Annotated in this window: 22 protein-coding genes; 12 read left to right on the forward strand and 10 right to left on the reverse strand. The window is 53.0% G+C overall.

What is annotated here, in order from left to right:
* Window positions 1–12: 12 nt before the first annotated feature.
* Both fruK and fruB read right to left on the reverse strand, forming a co-directional pair.
* Window positions 13–951, reverse strand: a complete 939-nt coding sequence (gene fruK, locus Dpoa569_RS10855; RefSeq protein ID WP_016942527.1) for a 1-phosphofructokinase — start codon at window positions 949–951, stop codon at window positions 13–15.
* On the reverse strand, window positions 948–2,093 hold the full coding sequence (gene fruB / locus Dpoa569_RS10860) for a fused PTS fructose transporter subunit IIA/HPr protein (protein ID WP_042870128.1): 1,146 nt from the start codon (window positions 2,091–2,093) through the stop codon (window positions 948–950). Before fruB ends, fruK begins: the two co-directional genes overlap by 4 nt.
* Window positions 2,094–2,427: 334 nt before the next feature.
* Here fruB and Dpoa569_RS10865 point away from each other — a divergent pair, with 334 nt between their 5' ends.
* On the forward strand, window positions 2,428–3,609 hold the full coding sequence (locus tag Dpoa569_RS10865; RefSeq protein ID WP_042870126.1) for a sugar efflux transporter: 1,182 nt from the start codon (window positions 2,428–2,430) through the stop codon (window positions 3,607–3,609).
* A gap of 6 nt (window positions 3,610–3,615) precedes the next feature.
* Here the strand turns inward: Dpoa569_RS10865 and Dpoa569_RS10870 are convergent, their stop codons facing one another.
* A complete protein-coding gene (locus Dpoa569_RS10870; protein ID WP_042870124.1) occupies window positions 3,616–3,870 on the reverse strand; it encodes a YkgJ family cysteine cluster protein in 255 nt (84 codons plus the stop codon).
* A gap of 234 nt (window positions 3,871–4,104) precedes the next feature.
* Here Dpoa569_RS10870 and yeiP point away from each other — a divergent pair, with 234 nt between their 5' ends.
* The 7 genes from yeiP to yejF all read left to right on the forward strand — a co-directional run bounded on the left by yeiP (window position 4,105) and on the right by yejF (window position 12,497).
* Window positions 4,105–4,677, forward strand: a complete 573-nt coding sequence (gene yeiP / locus Dpoa569_RS10875; protein ID WP_042870121.1) for an elongation factor P-like protein YeiP — start codon at window positions 4,105–4,107, stop codon at window positions 4,675–4,677.
* Between the two features lie 70 nt (window positions 4,678–4,747).
* Complete coding sequence (locus Dpoa569_RS10880; protein WP_042870119.1) at window positions 4,748–5,725, forward strand: CobW family GTP-binding protein; 978 nt, start codon at window positions 4,748–4,750, stop codon at window positions 5,723–5,725.
* 416 nt (window positions 5,726–6,141) lie between these two features.
* Window positions 6,142–6,717 (forward strand): bifunctional murein DD-endopeptidase/murein LD-carboxypeptidase, encoded by a 576-nt coding sequence (gene mepS, locus Dpoa569_RS10885; protein ID WP_042870117.1) that lies wholly within the window; start codon window positions 6,142–6,144, stop codon window positions 6,715–6,717.
* Between the two features lie 245 nt (window positions 6,718–6,962).
* A complete protein-coding gene (locus Dpoa569_RS10890) occupies window positions 6,963–8,774 on the forward strand; it encodes an extracellular solute-binding protein (protein ID WP_042870115.1) in 1,812 nt (603 codons plus the stop codon).
* Window positions 8,775–8,783: 9 nt separating this feature from the next.
* A complete protein-coding gene (locus Dpoa569_RS10895) occupies window positions 8,784–9,881 on the forward strand; it encodes a microcin C ABC transporter permease YejB (RefSeq protein ID WP_042870113.1) in 1,098 nt (365 codons plus the stop codon).
* Window positions 9,878–10,903 (forward strand): ABC transporter permease, encoded by a 1,026-nt coding sequence (locus Dpoa569_RS10900; protein WP_042870111.1) that lies wholly within the window; start codon window positions 9,878–9,880, stop codon window positions 10,901–10,903. The genes Dpoa569_RS10895 and Dpoa569_RS10900 overlap by 4 nt, the downstream gene beginning before the upstream one ends.
* A 1-nt stretch (window position 10,904) precedes the next feature.
* Window positions 10,905–12,497 (forward strand): microcin C ABC transporter ATP-binding protein YejF, encoded by a 1,593-nt coding sequence (yejF, locus tag Dpoa569_RS10905; protein WP_146411335.1) that lies wholly within the window; start codon window positions 10,905–10,907, stop codon window positions 12,495–12,497.
* Window positions 12,498–12,557: 60 nt separating this feature from the next.
* Here yejF and Dpoa569_RS10910 read toward each other — a convergent pair whose 3' ends face one another.
* From Dpoa569_RS10910 to rsuA, 3 genes are all read right to left on the reverse strand, one after another.
* Entirely contained in the window at window positions 12,558–12,902 is a 345-nt protein-coding gene (locus tag Dpoa569_RS10910; RefSeq protein ID WP_042870107.1) for a YejG family protein, read from the reverse strand.
* Window positions 12,903–13,256: 354 nt separating this feature from the next.
* Window positions 13,257–14,381, reverse strand: coding sequence for a Bcr/CflA family multidrug efflux MFS transporter (locus tag Dpoa569_RS10915; protein ID WP_407643795.1), 1,125 nt, complete (start codon window positions 14,379–14,381; stop codon window positions 13,257–13,259).
* A 169-nt stretch (window positions 14,382–14,550) separates the two neighbouring features.
* A complete protein-coding gene (rsuA, locus tag Dpoa569_RS10920) occupies window positions 14,551–15,249 on the reverse strand; it encodes a 16S rRNA pseudouridine(516) synthase RsuA (protein ID WP_042870100.1) in 699 nt (232 codons plus the stop codon).
* 276 nt (window positions 15,250–15,525) lie between these two features.
* Here rsuA and Dpoa569_RS10925 point away from each other — a divergent pair, with 276 nt between their 5' ends.
* From Dpoa569_RS10925 to rplY, 3 genes are all read left to right on the forward strand, one after another.
* On the forward strand, window positions 15,526–15,765 hold the full coding sequence (locus Dpoa569_RS10925) for a YecH family metal-binding protein (protein ID WP_042870099.1): 240 nt from the start codon (window positions 15,526–15,528) through the stop codon (window positions 15,763–15,765).
* Window positions 15,765–17,540, forward strand: a complete 1,776-nt coding sequence (locus tag Dpoa569_RS10930) for a DEAD/DEAH box helicase (RefSeq protein ID WP_042870097.1) — start codon at window positions 15,765–15,767, stop codon at window positions 17,538–17,540. Before Dpoa569_RS10925 ends, Dpoa569_RS10930 begins: the two co-directional genes overlap by 1 nt.
* Before the next feature lie 159 nt (window positions 17,541–17,699).
* Window positions 17,700–17,987, forward strand: a complete 288-nt coding sequence (rplY, locus tag Dpoa569_RS10935; RefSeq protein ID WP_042870095.1) for a 50S ribosomal protein L25 — start codon at window positions 17,700–17,702, stop codon at window positions 17,985–17,987.
* A 192-nt stretch (window positions 17,988–18,179) separates the two neighbouring features.
* Here rplY and Dpoa569_RS10940 read toward each other — a convergent pair whose 3' ends face one another.
* From Dpoa569_RS10940 to yejK, 4 genes are all read right to left on the reverse strand, one after another.
* On the reverse strand, window positions 18,180–19,397 hold the full coding sequence (locus tag Dpoa569_RS10940; protein WP_042870093.1) for an L-lactate MFS transporter: 1,218 nt from the start codon (window positions 19,395–19,397) through the stop codon (window positions 18,180–18,182).
* Between the two features lie 185 nt (window positions 19,398–19,582).
* Window positions 19,583–20,320: a LytR/AlgR family response regulator transcription factor gene (locus Dpoa569_RS10945; protein ID WP_042870091.1), complete on the reverse strand. Its 738-nt coding sequence runs from the start codon at window positions 20,318–20,320 to the stop codon at window positions 19,583–19,585.
* Window positions 20,321–20,343: 23 nt separating this feature from the next.
* Window positions 20,344–22,044, reverse strand: coding sequence for a sensor histidine kinase (locus Dpoa569_RS10950; protein ID WP_042870088.1), 1,701 nt, complete (start codon window positions 22,042–22,044; stop codon window positions 20,344–20,346).
* A 133-nt stretch (window positions 22,045–22,177) separates the two neighbouring features.
* Window positions 22,178–23,188, reverse strand: a complete 1,011-nt coding sequence (gene yejK / locus Dpoa569_RS10955; protein ID WP_042870086.1) for a nucleoid-associated protein YejK — start codon at window positions 23,186–23,188, stop codon at window positions 22,178–22,180.
* Between the two features lie 161 nt (window positions 23,189–23,349).
* Here yejK and Dpoa569_RS10960 point away from each other — a divergent pair, with 161 nt between their 5' ends.
* Window positions 23,350–23,580, forward strand: coding sequence for a YejL family protein (locus Dpoa569_RS10960; protein WP_042870084.1), 231 nt, complete (start codon window positions 23,350–23,352; stop codon window positions 23,578–23,580).

Genomic DNA, 23,580 nt, shown 5'->3' on the forward strand with positions numbered 1-23,580 from the left:
TATCTCCTGCTGTCAGTTAAAGGGTTGTAGATCAACACGCGCCATCATCGCAGCCAGCTGCGGACGATCACTAATGCCTACGTTACTCTGGCTAACGGCCAGCGCTGCCACCGCAGTGGCCAGACGTAACGTATGTTCACTGGACTCACGCATCAATAAGCCATAAATCAATCCCCCCACCATGGAGTCACCCGCACCTACCGTACTGATCACTTCACAGGCCGGCGGCATCGCCCGCCAGGCACCGGACGCATTGACCCATAGCGCACCTTCCGCTCCCAGCGAAATCACGACATGAGCAATACCCTGTTCGCGCAGCGCATGGGCTGCATCAACAACATCCGCCAACGTGGGCAATTTGCGTCCGGCCCAAATTTCCAGCTCGCGGCGGTTCGGTTTCACCAGCCACGGAGAGGCTTTCAGACCAGCGACCAGCGCTTCACGGCTGCTATCGAAAATAATGCACGGGCACTGGCTACGCAGACGCGACATCCAGTCGGTAAACGCATCCGGGTCAACACCGCTCGGCAGGCTGCCGCTGACGGCGACCATGTCAAACTGCCCCAGCCAGCTCAGCGAATCGTTGACGAAACGCTGCCAGTCCTGCTGCGTTACTTCAAAACCGGAGAAATTCAGGTCGGTTACATCGCCATTCTGCTCAGTGAGTTTGACGTTAATGCGTGTACGTCCCGACACCACCTGGAAACGGTTAGCGATGCCCAATTCGCTGAATAACTGTTGAAAGCCATCCTGATTATCTTTCCCCAGAAAACCGCCCACGGTGACATCAATACCGAGATCTTTAAGCACCTTGGCAACATTGATGCCTTTGCCCGCCGCATGAAGTCCAGTCGTCTGAACCAGATTGACTTCGCCGCGCTCAATTTCCGGGCAGTACCCTACTAAATCATAGGCGGGATTTAGGGTAATGGTGGCAACGCGCCTGCTCATGCTGCACCCTCCCCAAGACCAGACTGAATAGCTTCACCAATGGCGTCCAACGCGGCTTGCGCATCGCTGCCGCGAGCGGTAAAGCGCAGACGATGGCCACTCTTGACACCCAACGCCACCACTTTCATCAGGCTGCGTCCGTTGGCCGGTTTGCCGCTGCCATCAAGATTCGTCACCGTTATTTCGCTGGAGAACTGTTTGATAACATTGACCAACATCGCACCAGGGCGAGCATGAAGACCGTGCTCATTACGGATGGTAAATTCCGCCACCAGCGCGTCACTCTCTTCTTCCCCTTCCACGTCCTCTTCGCTGGTCAGCAGCGCCAGCAGTGTGGCTTCGTCAGCAGACAACAGACGGTCAGCCTTGCCGGCGATCAACAACTTACTGAGATAATCCAGCGATGCGAATACTTGTTCATCTGCGGCTGAAACCGTCAGCAACAACGCCACGTTCTCACCATCTACCGCGAAAGGTTCTGCCGGGCGGCTCACCGCCAGGGCACTTACCAGATTGCCGTTCAGGCTGTCGCTCAGCCAGATGCCCTGCCCCAGATGGGTCGGTGTAGTGGCTACCACATGGCTGACAAAGCTGGCATCGACTGCGCCAATCTGTTGCAAACGACCGGCATTCAGCGCCTGCAACGTCATCAGGTTGTCAGTTGCCACATTCAGGCTAATTAGCGAGGTGTCAAAGCGGAATGTCCCTGCCAGTTGTTCACCCATCAATAATCCGCGCAGTTCATCTGCAGACGTGGTCGTAGCCAGTCGAGCCGCGACGCGGTCATCGCTCAGGACATGAGTCAGTTGACGCAACAGCGCCAGATGCTCGTCAGAGCGGGCTGCGATGCCCAGCACGACATATGCTGTCTGGTCTTCACCCCACGCGATCCCCTGCGGGAACTGGAACACCTGAACACCGGTTTTCTGGACCAGATCACGAGTATCGGTAGTGCCATGTGGAATGGCAATACCACTGCCAAGATAAGTCGAGGTCTGCTGTTCGCGCTGAAGCATTCCCTCAACATATCCCTCGCTTACGCAACCCGCTTCGGTCAGTGCGGCAGCCACCTGGCGGATGGCTTCGTCTTTATTACCGGCGCAAGCACCTAAATGAATATCGTGCTGTGACAACTGAAACATAATGATCCTCTCTCGCTGAACTTGAATCGTTTCAGCTTTTATGAGAAATAATTTGCTGATTTTTTTCAAACCATTTCAGCAAAACGCCGCTGAAACGTTTCAAAAATTCTGCGTTTTTCGGTATGTCTATGCAAGCATTCTGCATGGATGAAATGACAGATCTTAGAGGTCACGCACACTTTCGCGCTAAAATCCCACAATCGTTAACGCGTTGTCACACTGCTGCTGAATAGGTGCTGAAGAAAAAAATGGAAACTGGCTTTCGTTTCTACCTCATTGGCGTGACATAATGTGTTGTGTTTTCTTTCCGTTCTTTTTTTAACCTGAATACCGTATGCCTCTTTATTCTGTTCGCTCGGCCAGACGCCTGCCAGACCTGACATCGTCGGCGTTTCTGGTGATTGCTTTTCTGACCGGAATCGCCGGCGCGTTGCAGCTCCCCACGCTCAGCCTGTTTTTATCAAACGAAGTACAGGTCCGCCCATTCATGGTTGGGTTGTTTTATACCGGCAGCGCGGTGATTGGTATCGTTGTCAGCCAAGTTCTGGCCTCTTACTCTGATCGTCGTGGTGATCGCAAGATTCTGATACTGCAATGCTGCCTGCTGGGTGCCTTGTCCTGCCTGCTATACGCATGGAATCGCAACTACTTTGTTCTGCTGTTCGTCGGCGTACTGCTGTCGAGTTTCGGCTCCACCGCCAACCCACAGTTGTTCGCGCTGGCACGGGAACACACTGACCGGGCAGGTCGCGGCGCAGCCATGTTCAGTTCGGTGATGCGAGCACAGATTTCACTGTCCTGGGTGATTGGACCGCCGGTCTCCTTCGCGCTGGCGCTGGGTTTCGGTTTCCCGGCAATGTACCTGACTGCAGCCGCGGTGTTTGTCGTATGCGGACTGTTGGTGTGGCTGTTGCTGCCGTCAATGCCTAAACTCCGGGTCAAATCTGCTGCCACACTGGAATCGCCCCGGCAAAACCGGCGCGATACGCTATTGTTATTTAGTGCCTGTACCCTAATGTGGACCTGTAACGGTATTTATCTCATCAATATGCCGTTATATCTGGTCAATGAGCTGCGGTTACCGGAAAAACTGGCCGGAGTCATGATGGGCACCGCAGCCGGACTGGAAATTCCGGTGATGTTGCTGGCAGGCTATCTGGCCAGCCGGTTAGGCAAGCGCCTGCTGATGCGTCTGGCCGTGATCGCCGGGCTAATCTTCTATGCCGGGCTGACATTGCTGAACGCGTCCTGGGCGTTGCTGGCACTGCAACTGCTGAACGCGGTTTTCATCGGTATTCTGGCCGGAATGGGAATGCTGTATTTTCAGGATCTGATGCCGGGTCAGGCGGGGGCCGCCACCACACTGTTCACCAATACCACCAGAGTCGGCTGGATTATTTCCGGTTCCCTGGCAGGCATGGTGGCTGAACTCTGGAGTTATCATGCCGGTTTTGTTATTGCCATCGCCATGCTGGCCGGCGCGGCTGCCTGCATGTGGCGCATCCGCGATGTTTGACTGTTGTCAGGGTGCGGTGGTGTCCTCCAACCGGATAAGATACAACATCGCCTCATCACGGTGATTCCGGCACATATCGCGGCTTGGTTGCAGTCCGCGACACACCGCCGGGCGCAATGGCGAAAAGAACAGCCCACAGCGCATTCGCTCGTCCAGATGGATACAGGGTGTATTGGCTGGTTTTCCCTTCGGCATACCGGGAATCGGGCTGGAGATCGACGGCGCGATACAGCAGGCACCGCAATCAGGACGACATTCCATCATTGACCTCCGGGCATTCCCGTTGCTATTTCAGGCCGCAGAGCCTAACAGGCTGCTGGCCGCAAGGCTACTACATTACATCGTTACTAACGTCGTTTTGATTAACATCGTTCTCACTGCCTTATTGGCAGTTTGTTTCGCCACTGGCAGCCACAAATCCCACTTGCCTGAATCCATCCTGACGAGTAACGTGTCGCCACAAAAATTTCTCTTCTTTTATTTAAGGTATGTTTCATGGCAAGAGCAAATGAGATCAAACGCGGCATGGCCGTTAACTACAACGGTAAATTGCTGCTGGTAAAAGATATCGATATTCAAAGTCCCAGTGCTCGCGGCGCCAGTACGCTATACAAAATGCGTTTTTCCGATGTTCGTACCGGCCTGAAAGTAGAAGAACGTTTCAAGGGTGATGACATTCTGGACACCATCACCCTAACCCGCCGTTCCGTTACTTTCTCCTATATTGATGGCGACGAGTACATCTTTATGGACGAGGAAGACTACACCCCGTATACCTTCAAGAAAGATCAGATCGAAGACGAACTACTGTTCCTTCCCGAAGGCGGTATGCCGGGTATTCAGGTATTAACCATGGACGGGCAGTTGCTGGCCCTGGAACTGCCGCAGACGGTTGATCTGGAAATCGTGGAAACCGCGCCGGGCATCAAAGGGGCATCCGCCAGCGCCCGCAACAAACCCGCTACACTGACTACCGGCCTGATCATTCATGTTCCGGAATACCTGAGCGCCGGTGAAAAAATTCGTATTCATATTCCTGAGCGCCGCTATATGGGTCGTGCGGACTGATTATCACCGCGGATACTACCTGCGTCTGGCACCACGCCAGACGCATTTCTGCTGACGTAAGGAGGTTCCTGTGCTGACGAAAGTAAACCTGATCACCGGCTTTCTCGGTAGCGGCAAAACCACCACCATCAGGCACCTGCTCGCGGGTAAGCCCGAAGAAGAAACCTGGGCGGTACTGGTCAATGAGTTCGGTGAAATCGGCATCGACGGCGCATTGTTGAGCGACACGGGCGCACTGCTCAAAGAAATTCCCGGCGGCTGTATGTGCTGTGTCAACGGTCTGCCGATGCAGGTGGGACTCAACATGCTGTTGCAGAAAAAACCCCACCGGTTACTGATTGAACCCACCGGGTTGGGGCATCCAAAGCAGATTCTTACGTTACTGACCTCGCAAGCCTATCAACCGTGGCTTCAGTTGCAGGCTACGCTGTGTTTGCTGGATGCGCGTCAGCTTAGCGACAGCCGCTACACCGACAATGAAAACTTCCGTGATCAGCTCGCCGCTGCTGACATCATCATCGCCAATAAGGAAGATACCTGGCAGGCAAGTGACCGCGACGCGCTGCAACACTGGTATCAACAGCAGGGTCAGGCTCGCCGCCTGATCACGGTGTCTCAGGGGCAGTTGGATACGGCTGTGCTGGAGTTGCCGCGAGAAAATCACGCCGTTCTGCCGGATGCCCGTCATCATCATCACGACACGCCAGCCAAAACCGGCCTGGCCGCACTAAAACTAACCGGTCGGGAAAGCTGGCGTCGGGCATTGAATCAAGGCCAGGGCTATTACGCCTGCGGCTGGATTTTCGATAGCGAGACGCAATTCAACACCACCAGTCTGCTTGACTGGGTGCGTCTGGCACCGGTAAGCCGTGTTAAGGGCGTGATGCGTATCCCGGAAGGCACGCTGGTAGTCAACCGTCAGGGGTTCGACCTGCGCATTGAAACGCAACCCGCTTCACCGCCGGACAGCCGTATAGAAATCATTAATGAGTCTGAAGCGGAATGGAACACACTGCAAAAGCAGTTGCTAAATGCCCGTTTAATGTAAGTAGCATAAGTAGTTATACGCCGCTGACGCAGGAGATAACCAGTCAGAATGTCTGACAACGCGCCATAGTCTCGGTTATGTCTCGTCCTGCTCGCTTGCTGCAGATTTTTATAGGGTTGATGTGAGAGATTTCATCACGAAATCATATCAACAAAAAAGACAAAAAAACTCGCAATCTGTTTTTCGTTAAGGTATGGTCGTCGAGGTCCATAATTTATGGGTAGACATCCGGCCAGTCAAATAACCGTTGCCACACCAGTAATAATGTGCGGTGTTGCACAAATCGGCTGATGAATAATTGTCCCATTAAAAGTAGTGTTTTAGTCTGACACACGTTTTGTTTGCCGTAGATACAGCGTTCATAAACACAGCGATAACGATTGAATCGTTAAGGACATCAAGGGAACATAACAACAATGGTCAAATCTCAACCGACTCTGAGATATATCTGGCGGGCTTTGCCTGCTATGGCAGTAGCGATAGCGCTTTCTGCCTGTACCAACAATACTGCAAATCTTAATAATCAAACTGATAGGCATGTGGTTAACGGTGGTGACCCTTCACTACAAGCCTCTCAGGATGAATTCGAAGCGATGGTTCGCAACGTGGAAGTTAAATCCAGGTTGCTTGAGCAATATGCTAGCTGGAAAGGCGTACGCTATCGTCTCGGCGGCGACAGCCGCAAAGGTATTGATTGCTCTGGTTTCGTTCAGCGCACCTTCCGTGAACAATTCGGTATGGATTTACCGCGTTCCAGCTACGAACAGAAAGATATCGGCGTTCAAATCCAGCGCAATAGCTTACGCCCAGGCGACCTTGTTGTATTCCATGCCGGTTCTACTGGCCGTCACATGGGAATTTACCTCGGTAACCAGCAGTTCGTTCATGCTTCCACCAGCATCGGTGTGACGATTTCCAGCATGGATGACAGCTACTGGAAATCACGTTACCGTGAAGCGCGCCGCGTGCTGAAACAAGGTCCGCACAGCTGATTTTATTTTTCCTTGATGTTATCTAAAGAAATTCGAAACGCCGCTCGTCAGACAGCGGCGTTTTTTTATTGCTTATTTATGCCAATAACCATCTGGGCCGATTAACAGTAGGTTTGAGGTCTTATTCATGGTAAAACAGAGCGCCATATCGTCCGGCATCACGATTATCAGGAATTTCAGGCACTTTCTCCGGTAACCTGCTGTTCACACGGAGAAACAGAGATTATCAGGAGGCTGTCATCTCGATGTTTACTCGTGCAATTATCGCCATCTTGCTGTCTGCCTGCACCTGGCTCGCCCATGCCGAGCCGACCATATTACAGACTTATGCGTTTGCCACTCTCGGCGAACCGAAATATCAGCAGAATTTCACCCATTACGACTACACCAATCCATCAGCCCCCAAAGGCGGTAAAGTTACCTTTAGCGCGCTGGGTACCTTCGATAATTTTAACCGTTTTGCGTTGCGTGGCCTGGCTGCCGCTCGCACTGAAAGCCTCTACGATTCGTTATATGTCAGCTCGGAAGACGAACCGGGCAGTTACTACCCACTGATTGCGCTTGCCGCACGCTATGCCAGTGATTACAGCTGGATAGAAGTGGACATGAATCCTGCTGCGCATTTCCATGATGGCACGCCGGTTACCGCCGATGACGTCGCGTTCACGTTTACTATGTTTATGACACAGGGTGTGCCACAGTTCCGCCTGTACTACAAAGGCACCGAAGCCAGCGTGATTAACCCACACCGGGTACGCTTTACCTTCCCTGCCCCAGACAAAGAAAAAATGCTGGGGATGTTAACGCTGCCGGTCATGCCGGAGAAATTCTGGCGTGACCACAAACTCAGCGACCCGCTAAGCACGCCTCCGCTGGCCAGCGGTCCCTATCGCATCACCGATTACCGTATGGGCCAGTACGTGATTTATTCCCGCGTAACCGACTACTGGGCGGCCAATCTGCCGGTCAACCGCGGTCGCTACAACTTTGACCAGTTACGTTACGACTATTATCTGGACGACAGTGTCGCGCTGGAAGCCTTCAAAGCCGGGGCATTCGATTTGCGTATTGAGGGTTCACCTAAAAACTGGGCAACCCAGTACGAAGGCGGCAATTTTGCACGTGGTTACATTCTGAAGAAAGATGAGACCAACCAGGCAGCGCAAGATACCCGCTGGCTGGTATTTAACATTCAACGACCACAGTTTAGTGATCGCCGGGTGCGTCAGGCACTGGCTATCGCCTTTGACTTCAACTGGATGAACAAGGCACTGTTTTTTAGCAGCTATCAGCGCCCCTACAGCTTTTTCCAGAACACCGAGTACGCCGCACAGGGGATGCCATCAGCAGCAGAACTGGCCTGGTTGACGCCGCTGAAAGATAACCTTCCTGCGGAGGTCTTTGGTCCGGCATACCGCCCGGAGGAGTCCGATGGCAGCGGTTATGACCGCGCTGGTCTGCTTAACGCGCTGCAACTGCTGCAACAGGCAGGTTGGGAATTGAAAAATCAGGTGCTGGTGAATAAAAAAACCGGTCAGCCGTTCCGCTTCGAACTGTTGCTGCCAAGCGCCGCTAACTCTATCTACGTATTACCGTTCCAGCATAGTCTGGCACGGCTCGGCATCCACATGGAGGTACGTAGCGTTGACAGTCCGCAATTCAATAACCGGTTTCGCAAGCGCGATTTCGATATGATCCCGAAGCTATACCCGGCGATGCCTTACCCCAGTTCAGATCTGGCCATCAGTTGGAGTTCCGGATATATCAACTCCTCCTATAACTCGCCGGGGGTGCAGGATGCCGCTATCGATCAGTTGATTGACAACATCATTCGCCATCAGGGCGACAAAACAGCGCTATTGTCGCTGGGTTCGGCGTTAGACCGGGTTCTGACCTGGAACCAGTTCGCCATACCGATGTGGTATTCCAATCACGATCGTTTCGCCTACTGGAACAAATTCGCCATGCCGGCAACCCGCCCGGCCTATACGCTGGGCATCGACAGTTGGTGGTATGACGCAGCTAAAGCAGCCACCCTGCCGGCAGCGCGTCAATAAGGAGCCGATGTGGGAACTTACCTATTACGTCGATTATTACTGGTGATCCCCACGCTATGGGCCATCATCACCATCAACTTTTTTATTGTGCAAATCGCACCGGGCGGCCCGGTCGATCAAGCCATTGCGTCGATTGAAATGGGCAAAAGTAGCGGCTTCGGTGCTGGCGGAAACGACGGCGGTGGGCTGGCGCGTGGACCGGGCGGCGGTAAACCATCGGTGGAAAACACCTATCGCGGCGCCCGTGGGCTGGACCCGGAAGTGATCGAGGAAATCACCAAACGCTACGGGTTTGATAAACCGCTGCACGAGCGCTACTTCAAACTGCTTTGGGATTATGTTCGGTTTGACTTCGGCAACAGCCTGTTTCGCGGTTCATCAGTCATTGCATTGATTAAAGCGAGTATGCCGGTTTCGATATCACTGGGGTTGTGGAGCACGCTGATTATCTATCTGGTGTCGATCCCGCTCGGCATTAAGAAGGCGGTGCGTACCGGCTCGGCTTTTGATGTTTGGAGCAGTACACTGATTATTGTCGGTTATGCCATTCCCGCATTCCTGTTCGCTATTTTGCTGATCGTACTGTTCGCTGGCGGCAGCTACCTCGACTGGTTCCCGCTGCGTGGGCTGATATCGCCGAATTTCGACAGCCTGTCCTGGTTTGACAAAATTACCGATTATCTGTGGCACATCGCGTTGCCGGTGCTGGCGACGGTCATTGGCGGTTTCGCCACCTTGACCATGTTAACCAAGAATTCGTTTCTGGATGAAATCAGCAAACAATACGTGATCACCGCCCGCGCCAAAGGACTGGATGAGAAACGGATTCTCTACCGCCACGTGTTTCGCAACGCCATGTTATTAGTAATAGCCGGTTTCCCCGCCACCTTCATCAGCATGTTCTTTACCGGCTCGCTGCTGATTGAGGTCATGTTCTCCCTCAATGGCCTTGGCCTGCTGGGATACGACGCCACCTTACAACGCGATTACCCGGTGATGTTCGGTACGCTGTACATTTTTACCCTCATCGGCCTGCTGCTGAATATTCTCAGCGACATGACCTATACGTTGGTTGACCCACGTATCGACTTCGAGGAGCGCCAATGAGCCGTCTAAGCCCGATTAATCAGGTGCGCTGGGCGCGCTTTCGCGCTAATCGTCGCGGCTACTGGGCGCTATGGGTTTTTCTGGCGCTGTTTGTCGTTACGCTGTGTTCCGAGTTGATCGCCAACGATAAGCCGCTGCTGGTACGTTACAATGGACAGTGGTACGCACCGTTCATGGTGGATTACAGCGAAACCACTTTCGGTGGTCAGTTGGCGACACCGGCTGATTACCGCGACCCCTGGCTGGCGCAGCGTCTGGAACAAGGCGGCTGGGCACTGTGGCCGCTGATTCACTACCGCTACGACACCATCAATTACGCCACTCAGAGTGCGTTTCCGTCGCCGCCGTCTCACCAGAACCTGCTCGGTACTGACAGCCAGGGGCGTGACGTGCTGGCGCAAGTGCTTTATGGCTTTCGTATTTCCATTCTGTTCGGACTGGCGTTAACGCTGCTGTCAAGCCTGATTGGTATCGTGGTAGGTGCTTCTCAGGGGTATTACGGCGGACGTGTCGATCTGTGGGGACAACGCGTTATCGAAGTCTGGTCCGGAATGCCGACGCTATTCCTGATTATCCTGCTCTCCAGTGTGATTCAGCCAAATTTCTGGTGGCTGTTAGGCATTACAGTGCTGTTTGGTTGGATGGCGCTGGTCGGTGTGGTGCGGGCGGAGTTTCTGCGTACCCGCAATTTCGACTATATCCGTGCCGCACAGGCGATGGGCGTGAGTGATCGGTCAATCATGTTTCGTTGCATGTTACCCAACGCGATGGTCGCCACCCTCACCTACCTGCCGTTTATTTTGTGTGGTTCCATCACTACCCTGACCTCGCTCGATTTTCTGGGCTTTGGTCTGCCGATGGGTTCTGCTTCGCTCGGTGGACTGTTGCTGGAAGGGAAAAACAACCTGCAGGCGCCGTGGCTTGGCATCACGGTCTTTATGGTGCTGGCGGTAGTGTTATCACTGCTTATTTTTATTGGCGAAGCGGTCCGCGACGCCTTTGACCCAGGCAAGGCGCATTGATATGTCGGCACAACCTTTACTTGAAATCCAGAACCTGAGTATTGCGTTTCACAGCGGTGACCAGCAGCGACAAGTAGTTGATGGCGTCTCGCTCAGTATTGCTGCAGGCGAAACACTGGCGCTGGTTGGCGAATCCGGCTCTGGCAAAAGCGTCACCGCGCTGTCGATACTGCGTCTGCTGCCCTCGCCTGCGGTGGTCTATCCGCAAGGTGATATTCTGTTTGCCGGTGAGTCACTGCTAAACGCCAGTGAGCAACGGTTGCGCCAGATACGCGGCAACCGGATTGCGATGATCTTTCAGGAGCCGATGGTGTCGCTCAATCCGCTGCATACCATTGAAAAGCAGTTGGCGGAAGTGCTCTCGCTGCACCGGAACCTGCGCCATGAAGCGGCCCGCGGCGAAATCGTCGGTTGTCTTGAGCGCGTAGGTATTCGCCAGGCGGCGCGGCGATTGTCGGACTTTCCCCACCAGCTTTCCGGCGGTGAACGTCAGCGGGTAATGATCGCCATGGCACTACTGACGCAACCCGATCTGTTGATTGCTGATGAGCCAACTACCGCGCTGGACGTCACTGTACAAGCGCAAATTCTGGACCTGCTCAACGAACTGAAGCAGGAACTGAACATGAGCCTGCTGTTTATCACCCACAACCTGAATATTGTGCGTCGGCTGGCAGACCGGGTAGCCGTGATGCAGGCCGGACGTTGTGTTGAACAGAACCGCACCCGCGAGTTATTTAGCACGCCGCAACATCCCTATACCCAACAATTGCTGGATGCCGAACCAACCGGCGAAGCATTGCCGCTCCTCCCGGATGCCTCCACGCTGCTGGATGTCAGAGAACTGGGCGTCAGCTTCGCCATCAAACGTGGCCTGTTGCGTCGCACGGTAGGAGAAAAATCCGTGTTGCGGGCGCTCAGTTTCAGCCTGCGCCGCGGCGAAAGTATCGGGCTGGTCGGCGAGTCCGGTTCCGGCAAAAGCACCGCCGGGCTGGCGCTACTGCGATTATTACGCAGTCAGGGCGAGATCTGGTTTGATGGCCAACCGCTGCACCGTTTTAACCGCAAGCAAATGTTGCCGTTTCGTCACCGTATTCAGGTAGTGTTTCAGGACCCAAACGGTTCGCTGAACCCTCGCCTGAACGTGGAACAGATTATTGCTGAAGGGCTACGGGTACATCACCGCTTAAGTGCGGCAGAGCAAACACAACGAGTTATCCAGACCATGCAGGAAGTCGGGCTGGACCCGGAGAGCCGTCATCGCTATCCATCAGAGTTTTCTGGCGGCCAACGCCAGCGTATTGCTATCGCCCGTGCACTGATCCTGCAACCGGAACTACTGATTCTCGATGAACCGACTTCATCGCTTGACCGCACGGTGCAGGCACAGATTCTGGCGCTGCTGAAAGCCTTGCAACAGACCCATCTACTGGCTTACCTGTTCATCAGTCACGATCTGCACGTGGTACGCTCACTGTGCCATCAGGTGATTGTGCTGCGGCACGGCGAAGTGGTGGAGCAAGGCGGCTGTCGGCAGATCTTTGAACATCCACAGCAGGATTACACCCGACAGTTACTTCAACTATCAGTCTGATTTATCACGGCATGGCGGGAATCGATGTGATACAGCAGCATCGTAACCGATGCTGCCGATTCAGAAAGGGTATTGGGCGCACACAGATTCGGCTATCGCCACACCGACGTTTTTCAGGCGACACATCGCGGCACTTTCGTCCTGACGATACAAAAACAGGCAGGGTTCACCTTCCCACTCCACCACTGCGCATTGTAGTTGTATCTCATCCAGCGACTGGTTGAGATGGCGCATGATCTGGCGAGCCTCATCGCCGTCATGACTGAGCAGTTTAAAACCAATCAGATAACTGTCGTCATCGGTGCTGCAAAGCGGAATCGGTTCAACTTTGATGCCAGTAAAACCCGATAACCAGCGGTAACTTTGCGGCAAGCGATGAACTACCGAAAGTTGGAGAGTATTCACAGCGGTCTTCCTCAGCTAAGCTGCCATAAATTCACAAAATTATAACATAAAGCGATAAGTTTTTTTGCTCTACCCCCTATTTTTATCACCACAAGAATACAAAAAAGCAACATATTTTCGTGATGAGTCCATCTCATCAGTATGACGCTCAGATTAGTCACCGTTCAAAACGTTAACAAGATCACGATTCTGATCGATTTCGCGCTATATGTAACCTTTTATTCCCAGCACCTCAACCCATTTCTTCGAATTATTCACTTTTGGTTCAAGATTTTTACATTTAAAGAACAACAAACGAACACTGCCAGCAATACGCTGGCAGCCCAATCAGAAAAGAGCGTTGTGAAACGAATCTTAACGCCGACTGGCGTAGAGGAATAAACCGAGTGCCCCTGTCGAGCAGAACGCCATAGCGCTTACCATCGGCCAGGCACTATGGAAGGTCGCCTGTGATAACAATGTGCCCACCAGCGATCCCAATCCGAAACGCATGGTACCGGCCAGCGACGACGCCGTTCCGGCCATATGGGGAAAGTCATCCAAAATCACCGCCATTGCATTGGACGCCACCGTAGCGACACACCCTACGAATAACGCCACGCCAATCACCAGTGGAATAAATCCAAGATGGAAACCGCAGACTACAATCAGCCATATTCCCATCGCAAACTGGATAATCAGCCCCAGCCGGAACATGAACATCGCCCCCATGCGCGCCACAATGCGGCTATTGAGCAACGTCATCAGAAACAGAAACACGATATTCAGTGCAAAGTAATACCCAAAGTGCTGGGGAGACACGCCATTCAGATCGATATATACAAACGGCCCGGCGCTCAAAAAGGCAAACATGCCGGAGAACGACAACCCGCTGGCAAACATGTAATTGAAAACACGACGATGGCGGACCAACAGGAAAAAGTTCCCCACGGTGGTACGTAAATGGAAGTGCTGCCGCCGCTCCACCGGCAAGGTTTCTTGAATGAACAACCACACCAGAATTGTCGCCACCAGCGACGCGGCAGCAATAGTCCAGAAGATAGCGTGCCAGCTAAGCCAGAACAGTAACGCACCGCCAATAATCGGTGCCAGCAGCGGCGCTACAGTCATCACCAGAATGACAAACGACATCATGCGTGAGAATTCATCCTTCGAGAACCTATCCCGCATCAACGCATTGATGACTACACTGGCCGACGCAGCCGACAAACCATGCAGAAAGCGCATATGAATCAGTTGCTCAACCGTTTGCGACAACGCACAGGCGGCCGCTGCCAGCGTAAAAATCAGCACCCCACCCAGAATAACCGGCTTACGGCCAATACTGTCTGACATTGGGCCGTAAAAAACCTGCCCAATAGCGAAACCGAGCACATACGAACTCAGGGTCATCTGTACCCGGCCTGGATCGACCGAAAACTCTTTTGCGATCACCGGTAATGCAGGTAAATACATATCGATGGCGATGGGCATCAACATCGATATCAACCCCAGAATAAAAATTAGACCAACGCGCGAAGATAAGAATGGTTGCACGAAAGCGACTCTCCAGATAAGCAATAATTTCCCGCCACGATAGCGGCGGGCGGCAGGATGTTATCGATAGATACGGTGAAACAGAGATACGGCGAAACAACGGAGGGACAGACTAGTGCCCGATACTGGCAACCTCTTGCGGCGTCAGTGGTCGATACTCGCCAGGCTCCAGCGAACCATCCAGTGTAATAGCGCCAATGCGTTCACGATGCAGCGCCACCACATGGTTACCCACCGCAGCAAACATGCGTTTTACCTGATGATAACGGCCTTCGCTGATAGTCAGCCGTACCTGATGCTCAGAAACTGGCGCAAGCGTTGCCGGGCGAGTCAGATCCTTCTCGCCGTGCAATTGCACGCCAGCCTGAAATTTCTCTGCCGTGTCCGGTGCCAGCGGCTGTTCCAGTGTCACCAGATAAGTTTTTTCGCAGTGGTGTTTCGGAGAGGTAATACGATGTGACCACTGACCGTCGTCGGTCAGCAGTACCAGACCGCTGGTATCGATGTCCAACCGTCCGGCGGCGTGCAGTTTGTGTGCCACCGGTTCATCGATAAAATACAAAATCGTCGGGTGATCAGGGTCGTCGGTTGAGCACACATACCCTTGCGGCTTATTGAGCATGAAATAACGCGGCCCGTTCTGCTGTTCGAGCACATTATCGTCAAACGCCACTTCATGTTCCGGCAGCAGTTTGAATGCCCCATTTTTTATCACTTCACCGTTTACCGTCACACGCTGTGCACGCAGCTCGCGCGCTACCAGCGAACGGCTGATCCCCAACTGCTGGGAAAGAAATTTATCCAATCGCATTAATGAATTGCTGCCTATGGTCGTCACACATTACCGATCAGGCGCAACGCCGAGCATCGCCTGATAGGAAAAGGTATCGGCTTTCATATCAGATCTTTCACATCAGATATTGATATAAACCGCCTGTTGATACTGTTTAAAAGAGCATAATAAAAGCAACTTTACTCTTTTTCCGTCCTGACGGTTATCAGTCAGAAAATGAAATAAAGAGTACATACCCGTCATCTCGCCACATCGGCGATGATTCATCACCCGATAATTATCAGGAGACCTATTATGTCATCGATTCACGGTCATGAAGTATTACATATGATGATGGCTGCCGACAGATCCTTTACCACCGATGAACTGATTGCCGCCATTGAAGCGCATTTTGGCTGCAATGCCCGCTTTCATACCTGTTCCGCCACCGATATGACCGCTGCCGGGCTGGTGCAATTTCTGGCTGACAAAGGCAAATTCATTGCGCAAGATAACGGCTTTACCACCCACGAAAGCAAAATCTGCCGCCACTAATGTCATTTACACTGCGCCCGTACCAACAAGAAGCGGTTGACGCCACCCTTACCTACTTTCGCCAGCATACTGCTCCGGCGGTAATCGTTTTGCCTACCGGTGCCGGCAAAAGCCTGGTGATTGCCGAGCTGGCACGGTTGGCGCGTGGACGGGTATTGGTACTGGCGCATGTCAAGGAACTGGTAGAGCAGAATCACGCTAAATATTGCGCACTGGGCTTGCAGGCGGATATTTTCGCCGCCGGGCTTAATCAGCACGACAGCGAAGGCAAAGTGGTGTTTGGCAGTGTGCAGTCTGTGGCGCGGCATTCCGACAAATTTGATGCCGCCTTCTCGTTGTTGATCGTCGATGAATGCCACCGCATTAGTGACGATGAAAACAGCCAATACCAACAAATCATCCAGCAGTTGCAACAGGCCAATCCCCAGTTGCGGCTACTGGGATTGACCGCTACCCCTTATCGTATGGGTCAGGGCTGGATCTATCAGTACCATTATCACGGCATGATCCGCGGCGACGATAGCTGCCTGTTCCGCGACTGCATCTACGAATTACCGTTGCGCTACATGATCCGACACGGTTTTCTGGTGCCGCCGCAGCGATTGGATATGCCGGTGGTGCAGTATGACTTCAGCCAACTGGCGGCGCGCAGCAACGGATTGTTCGGCAATGGATCGTTCAGCGATGCGGAGCTGAACCGGGAGCTAACGCGTCAGCAGCGAGTCACGCCGCATATCGTCCGTCAAATTACGCAGTACGCCGCTAACCGGCGAGGCGTGATGATTTTCGCCGCCACGGTTGAACACGCACGGGAAATTGAAGGGTTATTGCCAGTTGGCGAGGCCGCGCTTATCAGCGGTGAAACACCCACACCACAGCGGGATGCGCTGATCGTCGCCTTCAAACAGCAACAGTTGCGCTATCTGGTTAACGTCTCGGTGCTGACGACGGGCTTTGATGCACCGCACGTCGATGTGATCGCTATTTTGCGCCCGACCGAATCCGTCAGCCTTTATCAGCAAATTATTGGTCGTGGCTTGCGTCTGTTCCCCGGTAAAACCGACTGTCTGATACTGGATTACGCCGGCAATCCGTTTGATCTCTACACCCCTGAAGTCGGCCACAGCAAACCGCACAGCGATAGCCAGCCGGTGCAGGTATTCTGTCCACAATGTGGTTTCGCCAACCTGTTCTGGGGAAAATGTACCGCCGATGGCAGTGTGATCGAGCATTATGGCCGCCGCTGCCAGGGATGGCAGGCGGACGAACAAGAGCGGAGGCAACAATGCGATTACCGCTTTCGTTTCAAAAGCTGCCCACACTGTGGCGCGGAAAACGATATCGCCGCGCGACGCTGCCAGACCTGCGATGAAGTACTGGTAGACCCAGACGACATGCTGAAAGCGGCGCTGAAACTGAAAGACGCGCTGGTACTGCGCTGCAGCGGCATGAACCTGCAATACGGTATCGATGCCAAAGGTGAATGGTTGCGCGTCACTTACTACGATGAAGACGGCGCGGATGTCAGCGAACGTTTCCGGCTGCACACTCCCGCTCAGCGCAATGCGTTTAACCATGTTTTTCTGCGGGTGCATCAACGTGCGCCCGGCGTCCCGTTCCATTGGCAACGCGCCGACGACGTGGTGGCCCAGCAGGCATTGCTGCGTGCACCGGACTTCGTGGTGGCACGCCTGCAGGGCAAATTTTGGCAGGTGCGGGAAAAACTGTTCGATTATCAGGGCCGCTATCGCCGCGCCCATGAACTGCGCGGCTAATTCCGCTATGGTTTTATTTGCCCGCGCCACCATATTCCGCTAGAATCTCGCCCGCTTTTATTTCGAATAACCGTATCCGTTATTTAAACCAAAAGCAGGGTTATCCTGCCTGTTGCTGGGTCGCCTGTAACAGGGTCATTTTATTAAGTAGAGAAAGCAATGATTACTATCAACGCAGAAGTACGTAAAGAGCAGGGTAAGGGTGCGAGCCGCCGCCTGCGCACTACCGGTAAATTCCCCGCTATCGTTTACGGTGGCAGCGAAGCACCGGTTTCCATCGAACTGGACCACGATATCGTTAAAAACCTGGAAGATCGTAACAGCGAAGCGCTGTACGGTGAAATCGCTCTGGTTATCGATGGCAAAGAAACTAAAGTAAAAATCCAGGCTGTTCAGCGTCATCCGTTCAAGCCGAAACTGACTCACATCGACTTCGTTCGCGTGTAATTACACAAACAACGTTTCGACGAGCCAGCAAAAACGCCGCACACCCTGTGCGGCGTTTTTGTTTTCTCCCATCGACAGATTCCTGCTATCTTGCCAGAACGCCACCCTACTTATCGTGTTCCACTCCAAAAAAAACGCCACCGCCATCAATATAATGGCGGTAGCGTGACTATACGCATTCAGGTGAACTTATCAGGCGTGACTACCCTGTGGAAGTAATGGCGTATCCTGCTCGTGCGGCGCTTTCGGCGGCTGGATGCACAGGGTTATTACCAACGAGACTACCGACAGCAGCGCAATAGCGATAAAGGTACTGTGGAATCCACCCAACGCGGCGGCGATAAAGGAACCGGCCAATGGGCCTAAACCAAATCCCTGATAAATCAGCCCGTAGTTTTTACTGTGATGTTTCAGGCCAAAGAAATCAGCCACAATTGCCGGATAGACGGTAATATTCCCGCCAAAACAGAAAGCTACTGCCCCTGTGCACAGGAAGAACGTCATGGCATTCAACGGCAGGAAGGCCATTACCGTCACCGCCAATGCCGTCACCAGCAGCGTAAAGTTCAACACCCGCAAACGTCCCACGTTGTCAGACAAATAACCCAGAATCAGCCGACCCGCGGTATTGCAAATCGCAATCGCCGATACCGCGCTGGCAGCCGTCACTGCATCCAGCCCCGCCATTTTCACGCCAATATCCTTCACAATGCCGATCAGATACAGCCCACTCATGCAGGAGGTAAAGAACACCACAAACAGCAGCCAGGCTTCTTTACGACGCAACATCTCACTGACAGTAAAGTTGACGTTACCGCCCTGAGCCGTTGCCTGAGCGGGTTGTACCGGAGCATCGTTCAACAGCATGGCACCGCCGGTAATCATCAGCAAAGCCATTATCCCCCACCAGAAGAAAGTCTGGGACACACCGACCTGTGCCAGCAACGCGCTGTTGATGTACTTGAACACCAGACTGCCGGTCCCGTACGCACCGACCGAAATCCCGGCAATCACGCCTTTACGATTCGGGAACCATTTAATCAAATTAGATAACGTAGTGATGTAAGCGCTGCCGTCGGCAAAACCCACCACCACCCCTATCAACAACCATAACATCGGCAACGACGACACCCTGGACGTCGCCATCAGTGCGGCACCCAGCACCAGACCGGCGATAAGCGTCAGCTTGCGGATACCGATGCGTTCCTGGATACGCCCGGCAAACAGTGTGGCAAACGCCAGAAAAAAGCTGGTGAGGGAAAAGGTCGTCGCTACGGAACTGAGCGGCCAGTTGAATTTGTCAACCAGCGGCTGATTGTAAAGACTCCAGGTGTATATGGTCCCCAACCCCATTTGGGCCAGGATGGTCCCGGCAACAATAATGCCGCGATTGACTGGTTTTCCGTTCATAACGGTAGCCTCGATTTTTCTGGTGTGAACACAAAGCTGGCAAAGTGGCCAGCGAATGGCACCAGTATAAATAGGGGCGATAACCACAGATTTACTAACGGCATGAACGGCATGAATCAGGGAATGAAATGCACCCAGAACGGTATGGATGCACGTTTTAATGTCCGACGTCTGACCTCTTACCGCTACAATCGCATCAGTTGGCGAAATTCGCGCACTTTACTGCGACTGACCGGCACCTGAAAATCCAGATCGCTCAGTTTGAGGATATAGGTGTTGTTGAACCAGGGTTCGATCTCGCGGATCTTGCTCAAATTAACGCAGTATGACCGGTGGCATCGGAAGAAATACGCTTCCGGCAACCGGCTACAGAACTCGCTTATGTTCATCGACATCACGAATTCATCACGCCGGGTATAGACAAAGGTCAGTTTTTCATGGGATTCGGCGTAATAAATATCATGAATGTTGGTGACGATAATCCGCTTATCCTTCACCAGATTGATGGTCATTGGCGCCGGACGGTTACTGTCACTGCCGGTATGAGCAGGTGATTGCTGTTGCTGCCACGCCGCTTCAAGCTTCTGCAACATGCCGATAATCCGGGTTTCATGATAAGGCTTGAGGATATAGTCGAACGCCTCCAGCTCAAATGCCTCAACCGCATGATTTTTATACGCAGTAATGAAAACAATCAACGGCTTATGGGCAAACTGGCTGATGTTTTTCGCCAGCATGACCCCATCCAGCGAGGGAATATTGATATCAAGGAAGATCGCATCGACCCGGTTATCTTGCAGATATTTCAATACGTCGAGGCCATCATCAAATACAGCATCTATCTCTATCTGACTGTGTTGTTTGATAAGCCAGCTCAATTCCTGCTGCGCCAGAAATTCATCTTCAACAATGATCGCTTTCATGCTTTTCTCCTGCCGCAGCCTGTTCACGAGGGAAACGCCACCGTGCTGTCTGCACGATTAACGTTGTCACGGGTAATAAAAAATTCGATTTCCGTGCCGGGGTTAAGTCGGTGAATCCGCAGCCCTTCGCCATACAGCAGTTTGATCCGGTGATGGACATTGAGCAGACCAATCTTGTTGCCCGGCAGTTCATTACGCTCAACGCGAGCTATCACCTCGTCACTGATGCCGCTGCCGGTATCCCGCACCGCGATCCGAATGCGTTCCCCCTGCTCCTGAATGCTCAGCGTCACCACGCCTTTACCTTTACAAGGGCGGATGCCGTGTATAATCGCGTTTTCAATCAGCGGCTGAATCAGCAGGCTGGGAATATGACAACTCACCTCTTCATCAATGGCGTAAATCACTGTCAGTTTGTCGCCAAAACGGGCCTGCTCAATGGCGATATAATCCTTGACCTGATAGAGTTCGCTTTTAATATCAATCAGTTCTTCGTCATTGCGCTCCAGATTGTAACGCAGGTAGCGCGACAGGTTGATAATCAGCTGACGCGCCGTATCCGGGTTCAGCCGAATGGAAGTAGAGATAGCGTTAAGCGCATTGAACAGAAAATGCGGATTGATTTTGCTTTGCAGCGCCCGTAACTCAGCGCGGTTCGCCATGTCACGCAACTGCTCAGCCCGTGAGACTTCGAGCTGGGTGGAAATAATCTGCGACAACCCAATCGCCATCTCTTTCAGCGACCAGGTAATGCGGTGTGCCCGTTGGTAATAGATTTTTAGCGTACCGGTCACTTCACCTTTTTCCCGCAACGGAATCACAATCATCGAATGAATTTCCGGGGTGCGGTACGCTTCATCATTATTTTTGATGATGATTTTTCCACTCTTTAGCGCCAGTTGCGTTGTCGGGCTGAGGTCGCGATCACCACTGTGATAATTCTCTTCCCCTACCCCAACGTAGGCCAGCACCTGCGTGGTATTGGTGATCGCCACCGCATCGGCATGGATGTCGCGGCAGATAATATCGCATACCGCACTCAGCGACTGACTATTGATGTGGCGGAACAGCGGCAATGTCTTGTTGGCGATATCCAGCGCCAGCTTGGCTTGCCGGGCGGCAATCGCCTCCTTTTCCCCTTCCACGCTACGCACCAGCAATACAATCAATCCAATACTGACCGCCCCCAGAATCATCGGAATCGCAATATGAGCGACAATATCCAGCCCCAGAGAAAATGGCCGCGCCCACAGCACCACCAGCAACATAGTCAGCGACTCGCACAACATACCGCCAGCAATACCCACGCTCCAGTGACGATCACGCGGGATGCGGCGGTGAATCCAGGCAGAGATAAACCCGGCCACCATACTGGTGATCAGGCAAGGCACCGACGTAATACCATGAATATCGATAAGATAACGGTGAACACCGGCGATCACGCCGGTGGTGATGCCGACCCATGGCCCGAACAGGATACCGCCGGATATCACCGCTACCACGCGCACATTCACCAATGACCCTTCCACATTGATGCCGGACCAGGTGCTAAACAGCGCGAACAGCGAAAAGATGGCGGTGACTACCGCCAGGTCAAAGCGGGAATGCTCATCCTGCTGAAGCAACTGACGAAAATGTCGCGTCCGCGTCAGGAAAAACAGGCAAATAAGCATCAGCGCCGCACGGTCATACACCGCCAGCAGCATGTCAAAAGTCGAACGCACGGGAATCTCACAACACAAGCAGCCGAGTACCCATCATAAAACAGTGGGCAAGTGTGGCCAAACCAGTTTACAGGCAGGAATCACCCTGCCTGTACGCGCCGTCACCAGAAAAAGGTAAGCTGGGAAGGAAAAATCAGCGATCGCCGCCGCCGAACCGACGCTGCAACTGGTCGCGCAGATTAGGTGGCGTACCTTTGATGGTCAACGTATCCGTAGCCGGATCCCAGAAAATACGTTCGCCTAACAGCAGCGCATCGAAATTAATGCTAAGCCCGCCGCCGCTGCCGGCAAATTTGGTCAACTGCCGCAGCGTACTGCGATCTGCGGGAAAACTCTCTTCCAGTTCATAACCCTGCTCAGCAGTAAACGCCTGAAAGGTTTTGTCGCCCAGCGGCGGCAACTCTTTCGACAGCGCTTCCAGCTCAATTTCTTCACCCGCCTGCAACTGCTCGTTACAGTAGCTGTATACCTGCTGCCGATATTGCTGACGTTCGTTCTTATCCAGCTCCGCATCGGCGCAGTAATCATCCAGCGCTTTCAACAGCCCTTTGTTCTGCGCCTTGGTATCCAGCCCTTCCGCCGCTGCCAGAAAATCCATAAAAAAATCAGATACCTTACGGCCAACACGACCTTTCAGGAAAGTCAGATAGCGGGTAGATGTCGGGCTGGTTTCCCATTCGGTCAGATCGATACGCGCCACAATATCCGCATGATGAATGTCCAGATAATGGGTGCTGCTGATATCCAGCTGTTCGTTGACCCGCAGGCTATTGCAGCTGTTCAGCACCGCAATCAGCAAATACTCCACCGCCAGATACCGGTACTGACAAAACAGCACCACGCCCCCCTCAGCAAACGGATATTTTGCCAGTTCATCACGTAACCGACCGGTAGCCGCGCGGGAAAATGCCAGAAAATCATCATCACCTTTGCGGCAGGAACGTAATGCCGTCGCCAGTTCGCTCTCTTCATTAAACAGACCGTACGCCTTGCTTTTCGCGCTGTAAACGCGGTGCAGCTCCGCCATCATATCGCTGACCGCGCCGTTCACGGTCAGCAACGAATCGCGCAGCACCATTTCCAGCGACTGCTCGTCACGCTTGATTAGCTGGTGCAGGGCAATCTGGTCGATATCCAGACTCATGGTAAACTCTCCTTCTGATAAGGAGCGTATTCAAGCACCAGCGGTTCCGCCATGCAACTCAAAGCATCCCGATTCTGAAACGCGGTGTTGATAAAAGTGCGGAAAACCACGTCTCTATACGGTAATATATTTGCCTTTCATCACCTGAGATACACGATTTTATGCCACAATCATCCCGTTATAGTGACGAACAAATCGAACAGTTGCTGTCTGATCTGGCCAATGTGCTGGAGAAGCGCCACACCCCGACCGACCTCGCACTGATGGTGCTGGGTAACATGGTCACCAATCTGCTCAATACCAGCATCGCTAATCCGAAACAACGCGAAGCGCTGGCGGGTTCGTTTGCCAGCGCGTTGCAGGCGTCCATAAAAACCAACGACATCCACTGA

It is taken from the genome of Dickeya poaceiphila, assembly GCF_007858975.2.
Taxonomy (GTDB): Bacteria; Pseudomonadota; Gammaproteobacteria; order Enterobacterales; family Enterobacteriaceae; genus Dickeya; species Dickeya poaceiphila.